Source organism: Salmonella sp. NW38 (assembly GCF_051807745.1).
Taxonomy (GTDB): Bacteria; Pseudomonadota; Gammaproteobacteria; order Enterobacterales; family Enterobacteriaceae; genus Salmonella; species Salmonella enterica.
In genome coordinates, this window is sequence record NZ_JAMMTO010000004.1 from 200,527 (window position 1) to 208,686 (window position 8,160).

An 8,160-nucleotide genomic window follows, 5' to 3' on the forward strand; every position below is an offset into this window, starting at 1 on the left:
TCTTACTGCTTCAGTTTGGGATCGAGCGCGTCACGCAGACCGTCACCCATCAGGTTAAATGCCAGTACCGTCAGCAGAATCGCCAGCCCCGGGAAGGTCACGACCCACCAGGCGCTTTGCGCGAACTGCAATACGTCAGAGAGCATGGTGCCCCACTCCGGCGTTGGCGGCTGTGCGCCCATGCCAAGAAAGCCGAGGGCGGCCATATCGAGAATGGCGTTAGAGAAACCGAGCGATGCCTGAACAATCAGCGGCGCAAGGCAGTTCGGGAAAATATTGACGAACATCTGACGCATCGCGCCTGCGCCCGCCACGCGGGAGGCAGTCACATAATCGCGGTTCACCTCTACCAGAACCGCCGCGCGGGTTAAGCGGACATAGTGCGGCAGCGCCACAAACGTCAACGCCAGCGCAGCGTTGCCGATGGAGGGGCCGAAGATCGCCACCAGCACCAGCGCCAGCAGCAGGCTCGGCAGGGCCAGCATAATATCGACCACGCGCATGATGATGTTATCGACCAGACCGCCGAAGTAGCCCGCGACCAGGCCGAGAATAATCCCCATTACCAGCGACAGGACGACCACCAGACAGCCGACCAGCAGTGACAAACGCGCGCCATACATCAGGCGCGAGAGGACATCGCGACCAACATCATCCGTTCCCAGAATATGCGCCCAACTGCCGCCTTCCTGCCAGACCGGCGGCGCCAGCAGCGCATCGCGGAACTGCTCTGCCGGGTTGTACGGCGCAATAAAGTTGGCAAACACCGCAATCAGGATCACGATGAGAACATACGCCAGCCCGACGACCGCGCCTTTGTTGCGTTTAAAATAGTGCCAGAACTCCCGCAATGGCGTCATGGGCGCCGGTGCGGCATTAACATTATTTTCAGTAACCTGTGACATGATGGCCCCTTACTTCTTATGCCGAATACGCGGGTTCACCACGCCGTACAGCAGGTCTACCAGCAGGTTGACGAGAATAATCATCGTCGCTACCAGTAACACGCCGCCCTGCACTACCGGATAATCGCGGCGTTGCAGCGCATCGATCAGCCAGCGCCCCAGACCGGGCCACGAGAAGATAGTTTCTGTCAGAATCGCGCCCGCCAGCAGCGTCCCGACCTGCAGGCCGATCACGGTAACGACTGGCAGCATGGCGTTACGCAGAGCATGGACGATAATGACGCGCATCCTGGTCAACCCTTTGGCGCGTGCGGTACGGATGTAATCCTCCCCCAGCACTTCCAGCATCGACGAACGGGTCATACGCACAATGACGGCCAGCGGGATTGTGCCGAGCACCATCGCAGGCAGGATCATATGCGCCAGCGCATCAATAAAGTTACCCTCTTCGCCCCAGATAGCGGTGTCGATCAGCATAAAGCCCGTCAACGGATTGGTATCATCAAGGAACACCATATCGCTCACGCGCCCGGAAACCGGCGTCAGGTTCCAGTGGACGGAGACCAGCATGATCAGCATCATGCCCCACCAGAAGATAGGCATAGAGTAACCGGTCAGCGCCAGGCCAACGGCAGTGTGATCGAAGATAGAACCGCGCTTCACTGCGGCCAGCACGCCCACCGGAATCCCCACGGCGACGGCAAAAATCATGGCGCAGACGCCAAGTTCCAGCGTCGCTTTAAAGCGAGGCACAAACTCGTCCCACACAGGGATTCGGCTTTTCAGCGAGATGCCTAAATCGCCATGCATCACCCCCCAGATATAATGGAGGTACTGCTGCCACATCGGTTTATCAAGACCGAGTTCAGCCAGCAGTTGAGCATGGCGCTCAGGGGAAATACCTCGCTCACCCGCCATGATCATCACCGGATCGCCGGGGATCATGTGGACAAAGGCAAAGGTGAGAAGGGTAATACCGATAAACGTCGGGATAACGAGTCCCAAACGTCGGAGAATGAACTGCAACATAACCCGAATTCTCTCTCATGACCCACGGCCTGGAACCGTGAGTCTGTATTGCTCACAAATCTTATCCCACGCAAACTGCATCGCGGATAAAGCATTACGCCGGATGGCGCTGCGCTTATCCGGCCTACACAACACCGGGGCGCAGCGCTCTTTTAATTATTCGACAGAGACGTTTTCGAAGTGATGTTTGCCTAATGGATCAACCACATAGCCTTTAACTTCTTTACGCACTGGCTCATAAACCGTGGAGTGAGCGATGATCAGCGCTGGCGCCTGGTCATGCATCACGACCTGGGCCTGTTTATAGAGTTCAATACGCTTGTTGTGGTCATCGGTCGCACGCGCAGGCTGAATCAGGTCTTCAAACGGCTTGTAGCACCATTTTGAATAGTTGGAGCCTTGCTGGGCGGCATCGCAGCTGAACAGCGTGGCGAAGAAGTTATCCGGATCGCCATTATCGCCGGTCCAGCCCATCATCACCGTCTGGTGCTCGCCATCTTTAGCGCGCTTGAGGTATTCGCCCCATTCATAGGTGACAATTTTGGCCTGAACGCCAATCTTCGCCCAGTCCGCCTGGATCATTTCCGCCATACGACGCGCATTCGGGTTATAGGGACGCTGTACCGGCATCGCCCACAGATCGATGGTGAAGCCTTTTTCCAGACCGGCTTCTTTCAGCAGCGCCTTCGCTTTTTCCGGATCGTAGCCGTAGTCTTTAATATCGTCGTTGTAGCCCCACATTGTCGGCGGGATCAGGTTTTTCGCCGCAACGCCCGCGCCCTGATAAACGGCTTTGATGATGGCCTCTTTATTCACGGCATAGGTCAACGCCTGGCGAACTTTGACGTTATCCAGCGGTTTTTTCTGTACGTTGTAGGAGAGATAACCCACGTTCAGACCGGCCTGCTCCATCAGGTTGATGTTTTTATCTTCTTTCATGCGCGCAATATCCGCCGGGTTCGGATACGGCATCACCTGACATTCGTTCTTCTGCAGTTTGGCGTAACGCACAGAGGCGTCAGGGGTGATGGAGAAGACCAGACGGTCGATCTGCGGCTTCGTGCCCCAGTAGCCGTCAAAAGCTTTGTAGAGAATGCGGGAATCTTTCTGATATTGCACCAGTTGGAACGGGCCAGTGCCGACCGGGTTCAGATCCACTTTTTCCGGCGTACCGGCTTTCAGCATGTTGTCAGCATATTCTTTAGAAAGAATAGAGGCGAAGTCCATGGCTAAATCGGCAAGGAACGGCGCTTCCGGACGCGTCAGCACAAACTGCACCGTGTGATCGTCTACCTTCTTCACTTCGCTAATCAGATCCGGCAGCCCCATGCCTTCAAAGTATTCATAGCTGCCGCCAGACACTTTATGGTACGGGTTCTGCTCGTTTTTCTGCCGGTCAAAAGAGAACACGACATCATCGGCGTTCAGCTCGCGCGTGGGTTTGAAATCCTTGCTGGATTGCCATTTCACCCCTTTACGTAGGTGGAACGTATAGGTTTTACCGTCTTCGCTGATATCCCACTTCTCAGCAAGACCCGGGATCACTTCCGTGGTGCCGGTTTTGAATTCAACCAGACGGTTATAGATAGGTACGGAGCTGGCATCATAGGTGGTGCCAGACGTAAAGAGCTGTGGGTTAAAGCCTTCCGGCGAGCCTTCTGAACAATAAACCAGGGTTTTGGCCTGCACGCTGGCTGCAACGGTCATGGCCACCAGGCTCAAACCAAGCTTCAGCATCCCTGACTTCTTCAAGGAAATACTCATTCTTCTGCTCCAATAATTGTGATGTATGTTGTTTTGCCCTTTGCAAAGGCTTTTACCGCCCGGCCTTTTTTGTTTTTTACCTGGTCAGGTCAGTAGTGAGAGGTGGGGATTCCGTTCGCATAATCGACTGAGTTGCAGTGCGGATTCTCCATAAAATGCCCCTCATTCCCTACAATCTGTCAATAGAATGTCAAAACGTCAATACAGGTAACCAGCTTTTACAACAACGGTGAGAATTAACAAACAAAGATTAAAAAAAGTTCAGAAGGGTATTTTCAGCAGGGAAATTTGTGCTATGGGCAGAAAGGCAGAGTTATTCACTTAATATTTTGCAACAGTTAGTGATTAACAATTAGCCATTAATTGAAAAATTTCTTTCGATATGTTGATTATCTGAGCGATTAATACCACTAACGCTAAAACGCACAGGCGAAAATGCTGAGGTTATCCATAAGCCGTGTGCAAAAAAGAGTTATCCGGACATTGAAAAACACCATCGAATATGTCACAAAATTGTAAATAAGTAGGCCGTCGTGCGGCCTACCGCGATCACAAAAACTAACTTTTGACCCTGGCCTGCGTGCGCTTTTCGCTCCAGTTAAACAACGAGTTCACCAGAATCGCTGTCAACGTCCCCGCTGCCATGCCGTTGCCAAAGACCATCTGTACGCCCGCCGGGAAATTCTGATACAGGCCGGGTACCAGTATAGGTAGCATTCCCATGGCCAGCCCCATCGCCAGCGCGTAGGTTTTACCCGGCGTATGCAGTGGCTCACGCGCAATCATATCAATGCCGATGACCCCGATAATGCTGAAGACAATCACCGCCGTACCGCACACCACCGAACCTGGCAAACAGGTCGCCAGACGTACCAGCGGCGCGAATATGGCAATCAGGATTAACAACCCTCCGGCAGCCGCAGTCACGAAACGCGATTTCACATTAGTGGTGCGTACCACCCCAATATTTTCGCCGGAGGTGATAATTAAGGAGGTGCCAAAAATCCCCCCCAGCAGCGACATTACCGCATCACCACGAATGGTGCGTGGAATCGCCTGCTGCACATTTTGCGTAGAATTGACTATTTCCGCGGTCGCAATCGTTTGCCCGGTTGCTTCAGCCATAGAGATGACCGCGTAAATCAGCAACGGCAGCGAGGCGGAGAGATCAAAAATCGGCCAGCCGAACGGCAAAAGCTGTGGGAAACTAAACAGCGGCCCGTGACCAACACCGCTAAAATCGGTGCTGCCCAGCGCCATTCCCAGCAACGTTCCCGCTAAAAGGCCGAACATCACCGCCAGCTGGCGCAAAATACCGCTAAACGCCAGCGCGAAAATCAGCGTTATCAGGATAGTCCCCAGCGATAAAATGATACTGGTTGGATGAGCGAAGTCGGCGCTCCCTGGCTGGCCAATGATCAACCCGCCGTACAGGCGAATAAGGTTAATCGACACCATTAGCAGCATGATGCCAATGATAAAGGGGGGAAAATGGTGCAGGCAGCGGCGGAAAATCGGCAACGCGATAAAGTAGAACAGCGAGGTCAGAATTACGGCGCCAATCGCGGTCTGGATATTGGTCTGTAAAGCGATCGCAACGAAAATCGCAATCGGCGCGCCCCCCGGTACCATAATAAACGGCAAACGCGCGCCCACCCCTTTCACACCCAGGCTTTGCAGAATAGCGCCCAGACCGCACATCAGAAAGGTCGCGCTAAGTACCGAGGCGGTCACCGTATCGGTAAAGTGGAGCGCTTTGGCGATCAGGAAGACGGAGGTAATGGGGGTGGCGGCAACGACCAGCACATGCTGAAGCGCCAAAAGTAAGGTGGTTTGCCAGGGTAATGCATCGTTATCCGGCGTAGTAAGGCCAGGTTGCGGCATGATTAACTCCCATAAAACATCAAAAAAATAACCGCCAGCGCGGGCTGGCGGTCTGTATTATTTCAACCAACTAATGGCATCAGCGGCATAGCGATGCGCACGGAAGGCGCTGTTCTGTTTTCCAGGAATAATGCCTTTACTGAGGTGCTCCGGATATTCATTAAAGAACGGAATGATATATTCCCATACCGTTTCGCCTTCCGGGGTGACTTCAAACAGGCGGCCAAACGCCGATTCACAGATAAAGGTGTTGCCGTTCGCCAGCCGCTGCGCGCTCCCCATATACGGCGAGAAAAACGCCGACGGGAAGATATCGCGATACTGCCAGGTAATCGCTTTGGTCTGCGGATCGAACTCCAGCACCGTGGAATGCGGCGAGGTGACGCCGGGACGCAGGTTGCCGTTATCGAAAACCAGAATCGACCCGTTCTCCATCTCAACCGGCGTGTGCTGCTGCGCTACCACTTCCGGCCCTGCATGCCAGATAACCTTCCCGCTCTCTTTATCCACGGCAATGACGCCAGACGTAGTGCGCAGGCTCATCAGCACCAGGCCATCACGGGTGACGGACAGGCCGTTAATCATCGGCCAGTGGCGGCGATCGAAAATATCATGAATCGGGAAATCTTCCGGATTCAAATGCTCCCAGGCACGCCATTCCCAGACCACTTCACCGTCGCGATTGACCTCTTTGACGACGTCGCTCTGAATCACGCCGTCCGGCGCATCGCGGCGCGGGTCGCCGCCGGTAACACGGGCGGCGATATCGGCAGGTAACTGCGACGCGGCGGTATACAGCAGATTACCGTTCGCCAACCATTGCGCATCATGGTGATGGTAAATATCTTCGTAATGCCAGACGATTTCGTTATCCGGCGTCACTTCGTAGAAGTCGCCGCCGTGCCAGAGATCCCACGCCGGATAGAGGTTCGCTGAAGTGCGGTGGCTGCCGTTATAACCCAGATTACCGTTCGGCAGCAGCACCGCATCACGCCCGGCGCGAACCGGAAGCTGCCACTGATGCGCGACTTCGCCCTGCTCGTCCACCAGGTAAACCCGCCCTTCGGCGGTTTGCGGCGCAAAAAGCGTATAGCCGCCAAAGCTCTTCGCATTATCAGCGTAGATAAGGCCCGCCGGACGGCGTCCAAGGGTGAAAGTCGAATCCTGAGTTAAGTGTGCCACATCGCCTCCTGAGGAATAAATTTGCGCCAAAATACCCCATTAAAACGTTTTAATGAAGAGTTTTTTACGATCCTCACTGAAAAAAAGCAAACGTTACCGTCTGGTAAATATGCTACCCTGTGCGCAAACTTTCGAAGGTCAGGAAGCAGATGGCTGTTCAAAATAAAAAACGCGCAAAGTTGATTGATGTTGCCCGCCATGCAGGCGTGTCGCCAGGGACGGTATCCAATGCCTTGCACAACACCCGCTTTGTCGAGCCGCAGACGCGACGGCGTATTGAAGAGGCCATTGTTGCGCTCAACTACACGCCGAATATTCGCGCCCGCCAGTTGCGAACCGGCAAAACCAATACCATTGCTTTGCTCTCTTCGGTGCCGCTGGCAATTGCCTCCGGCGCGTCACGACTGGGATTTATGATGGAGGTGGCGTTAACGTCCGCGATGATGGCGCTGGAAAAACAGCATGCGCTGATTCTGGTGCCGCCGGGGGCAAATCCACTGGATGCCGTCAGCTTTGACGCGGCGATCCTGATTGAGCCGGCGGAGAACGACCCGCAGCTCCAGGCTCTGGCGCAAGCGGGCATTCCCTGCGTCACCATTGGCCGCACGCCGGGCACCGACACGCCTGTGCCGTGGGTTGAGCTGCACTCGGCGGCAACAGCACAGCTTCTGCTAACGCATCTGGAGGCCTCCGGCGCCAGCAAATGTGCGTTATTTGTCGGTAACACACGGCGAACATCAGTTCTGGAGAGCGAAGCGGCTTACCAGCGCTGGTGCGCGGGGCGCCAGGCCCCCGTCGTCTACTCTCTCAATGAAAGCGAGGGTGAAAATGCCGGCTACCAGGCCGCGCAGCAGCTATTACAGGCGCATCCCGACGTTGACGGGGTGCTGGTGCTGATCGATACCTTTGCCAGCGGCGCGGTACGCGCTTTTCAGGAACAAGACATCGCCATACCTGAACAAATGCGAGTGGTTACCCGCTATGACGGTATCCGCGCGCGCGAATCGCTGCCGCCGCTGACGGCAGTGAATATGCATCTTGATGAGGTGGCGCGACAGGCAATCACACTATTATTTGATTTGCTGGCGGGCAAGAAGGTCAGCCACAGCGACGGGATCATGCCTGAACTGGTGGTGCGAGCGTCAACCTGCCGGTGATAGAGGATGACTCGCCACTGCGTGGCTCGCCCTGCGGGCCGTTGCTGACGCAACGTTCTCTCGCTGCGCTCGAGTCGAACCTCTTGCCCCCGGAGGTTCTCATCCTCGTCAGGCTTCAGATGCAAAAAACCCTGCTCGTTGAGCAGGGTTTCTGAATTTGGTCGGTGATAGAGGATGACTCGCCACTGCGTGGCTCGCCCTGCGGGCCGTTGCTGACGCAACGTTCTCTCGCTGCGCTC

6 protein-coding genes and 1 other RNA gene are annotated in these 8,160 nt (G+C 55.1%); 1 reads left to right on the top strand and 6 read right to left on the bottom strand.

Translation table 11 applies throughout. The features are described 5' to 3' along the window. Positions 1-2 precede the first annotated feature (2 nt). From dppC to NA624_RS09265, 5 genes are all read right to left on the bottom strand, one after another. Positions 3-905, bottom strand: a complete 903-nt coding sequence (dppC, locus tag NA624_RS09245; RefSeq protein WP_000084690.1) for a dipeptide ABC transporter permease DppC — start codon at positions 903-905, stop codon at positions 3-5. A 9-nt stretch (positions 906-914) separates the two neighbouring features. Beyond that, positions 915-1,934, bottom strand: a complete 1,020-nt coding sequence (gene dppB, locus NA624_RS09250; protein ID WP_000938843.1) for a dipeptide ABC transporter permease DppB — start codon at positions 1,932-1,934, stop codon at positions 915-917. 156 nt (positions 1,935-2,090) lie between these two features. Further along, complete coding sequence (gene dppA / locus NA624_RS09255; RefSeq protein ID WP_000028049.1) at positions 2,091-3,698, bottom strand: dipeptide ABC transporter periplasmic-binding protein DppA; 1,608 nt, start codon at positions 3,696-3,698, stop codon at positions 2,091-2,093. Between the two features lie 558 nt (positions 3,699-4,256). After that, positions 4,257-5,582 (bottom strand): uracil-xanthine permease family protein, encoded by a 1,326-nt coding sequence (locus tag NA624_RS09260; RefSeq protein WP_001136076.1) that lies wholly within the window; start codon positions 5,580-5,582, stop codon positions 4,257-4,259. 57 nt (positions 5,583-5,639) lie between these two features. Beyond that, positions 5,640-6,764 (bottom strand): aryl-sulfate sulfotransferase, encoded by a 1,125-nt coding sequence (locus NA624_RS09265; RefSeq protein ID WP_000940832.1) that lies wholly within the window; start codon positions 6,762-6,764, stop codon positions 5,640-5,642. A 149-nt stretch (positions 6,765-6,913) separates the two neighbouring features. Between NA624_RS09265 and NA624_RS09270 the strand changes: the two genes are divergently transcribed. Then, on the top strand, positions 6,914-7,921 hold the full coding sequence (locus NA624_RS09270) for a LacI family DNA-binding transcriptional regulator (protein ID WP_000290707.1): 1,008 nt from the start codon (positions 6,914-6,916) through the stop codon (positions 7,919-7,921). Here NA624_RS09270 and NA624_RS09275 read toward each other — a convergent pair. Continuing rightward, positions 7,912-8,045, bottom strand: a non-coding RNA gene (locus NA624_RS09275) — RtT sRNA. The two genes, NA624_RS09270 and NA624_RS09275, sit on opposite strands and share 10 nt — an antisense overlap. Between the last annotated feature and the right edge of the window lie 115 nt (positions 8,046-8,160).

Coding starts and splice junctions, on each gene's coding strand:
- dppC (WP_000084690.1), bottom strand. CDS start 905: ATGTCACAGGTTACTGAAAATAATGTTAATGCCGCACCGGCGCCCATG.
- dppB (WP_000938843.1), bottom strand. CDS start 1,934: ATGTTGCAGTTCATTCTCCGACGTTTGGGACTCGTTATCCCGACGTTT.
- dppA (WP_000028049.1), bottom strand. CDS start 3,698: ATGAGTATTTCCTTGAAGAAGTCAGGGATGCTGAAGCTTGGTTTGAGC.
- NA624_RS09260 (WP_001136076.1), bottom strand. CDS start 5,582: ATGCCGCAACCTGGCCTTACTACGCCGGATAACGATGCATTACCCTGG.
- NA624_RS09270 (WP_000290707.1), top strand. CDS start 6,914: ATGGCTGTTCAAAATAAAAAACGCGCAAAGTTGATTGATGTTGCCCGC.